Genomic DNA, 2,071 nt, shown 5'->3' with positions numbered 1-2,071 from the left:
TATTTTTGCCGAAGCCCAAAAATATGGAAAAAATGCTTTCACTCAATCGCCGTGAAGGCTTATAACGCATCGGGATTTCATGGAAAATCTACCCGATTTTCTCATGAACTGATGCTACCGCCGCCCCGTTTTAACGCAGTTTGATGAATAAAGGGGTGGGATAGATTTCCCGCCAGTAAAACCCGGGTAGAGTTTTACGCAGGCGTAAAAATCGTTAGAGCACCAGGCGGTGGCGCTCTTTATTCCAAATATTTGGGCGAGAAAATATTGGGCGGGGTTAGAGATAAAGTTTCTTGAAGAGAATAAGATAAAAAGAGAAAGTTCGTAGGGGGTACCTACGGACTATTTTTATGAAGAAAGGAGGATGTTATTATTTTGGGAAGAAGTGAAAGAGAAAGCAAAGAGTTGGAAGAAGAGTTACGGGAAGAGAGCGAAAAAGAGACAGATGGAAAGAATACAGAAGGACCCGTGAAGAGAGAAGTGAATACGGATACAGAAGAGGCGCTGAAAGAAAAGGATTCTTATGACGATGAAAAAGAGAAAAGGAAGAGAACAGAAGAAACGTTCAACATTGAAATTTCGAAGAAAGTATTTAACGAAGTTTATATTCCTTATCTTGACAATGATGACAGACTCCTTATATTTTACGGGGGTGCGGGCAGCGGAAAAAGTGTATTTGTGGCGCAGCGTTACATATACAAAATACTAAACAACAATTTATGCAACATTCTAGTTGTAAGGAAGACCGGGAACACGAACAGGACATCCACATTTGCATTATTTAAGCAAATTATAAACAAGTGGAACATGAGGGATATATTTGATATAAACAAAAGTGATTTTACTATAACGTGCAACATCAACAGAAACCAGATTATATTCAAAGGGCTTGATGATGTTGAGAAGATAAAATCCACCACATTTGAGAGCGGTGAGCTTACGGATGTATGGATAGAGGAAGCGAGCGAAGCGGAAGAGAGTGATTACAAGCAGTTAAACGTCAGGCTTAGGGGAGGAAAAAGCAAGAAGCAGATAGTCATGAGTTTGAATCCGATAGATGTAAACCACTGGATTAAAACCTCTCTTATAGACAAAGGCAAAGCAACGTATCTCCACACCACTTACAAAGACAATCAATTTATAGACGAGCAGTATAAAAAGGAGCTTGAGAGCTACAAAGATACGGATGTTTATTATTACAATGTGTATTGTCTTGGGATGTGGGGAGTTCTTGGGAACAGTATTTTTGATACGAAAGTTATATATTCTCAGCTTAGAAAAAATATAAAGCCAAAGAAGCGAGGATATTTTACATATGATTATGACGGAGAGAAAATAAGCAACATAAAGTTCATTTCAGATAAAAATGGATTTATCAGTATATACGAGGAGAAGGATGAAGAATCCTTTTATGTAATCGGCGGAGACACCGCAGGAGAAGGAAGCGACAATTTTACGGCGCAGGTGATAGACAATATAAGCGGAAAGCAGGTTGCGGTACTTAAAAATAAATTTGATGAGGATTTATATGCAAGGCAGGTGTACTGTTTGGGGAGATACTACAATGATGCACTTGTCGGAATAGAGACGAATTTCTCCACTTATCCGAACAAAGAGCTTGAGAGGTTAAGGTATCCAAAGTTATACGTAAGAAAACGGGAAGATACTTATACGGGAAGGATGGTAAGTGCATTTGGGTTTGTTACAAGCAGGCTTACCAGACCGAATATAGTGGCGAATTTGATAAAGGTAGTAAGAGAAGAAGGGGAAAAGATAGTCGATAAAGGAACGCTTGAAGAGATGTTGAGTTTTGTCCGCAACGAAAAAGGCAGAGCCGAGGCTGCGGCGGGAGCTCATGACGATTTGGTTATGGGGTTAGCGATAGCCTACTACATAAGAGAACAGCAGGAGATGGTAAAGAAGAAGATAATAACACCGAGAAGATACAATTTCGAAGCGGAAAAACCGAAGAAGAGAGGCGGAGATTTTGGTGGGGAGATAAAGGTGGTGTGACTGCTTTAAGGGGTTTCACCCCTTATGAACCCCACGACTTTTTTATTCGCCTAAAAAA

1 protein-coding gene is annotated in these 2,071 nt (G+C 39.9%); it reads left to right on the top strand.

From position 1 onward, the window contains the following. The first annotated feature begins 375 nt into the window (after window positions 1–375). Window positions 376–2,013: a PBSX family phage terminase large subunit gene (locus tag QZ357_RS09070; RefSeq protein ID WP_290776378.1), complete on the top strand. Its 1,638-nt coding sequence runs from the start codon at window positions 376–378 to the stop codon at window positions 2,011–2,013. Window positions 2,014–2,071 lie beyond the last annotated feature (58 nt).

The sequence above is a fragment of the Anaerofustis sp. genome (assembly GCF_019420015.1).
GTDB lineage: Bacteria > Bacillota > Clostridia > Eubacteriales > Anaerofustaceae > Anaerofustis.
The sequence above is the reverse complement of the archived record's forward strand: the minus strand, read 5'-3'. Positions and strand labels throughout refer to the sequence as shown.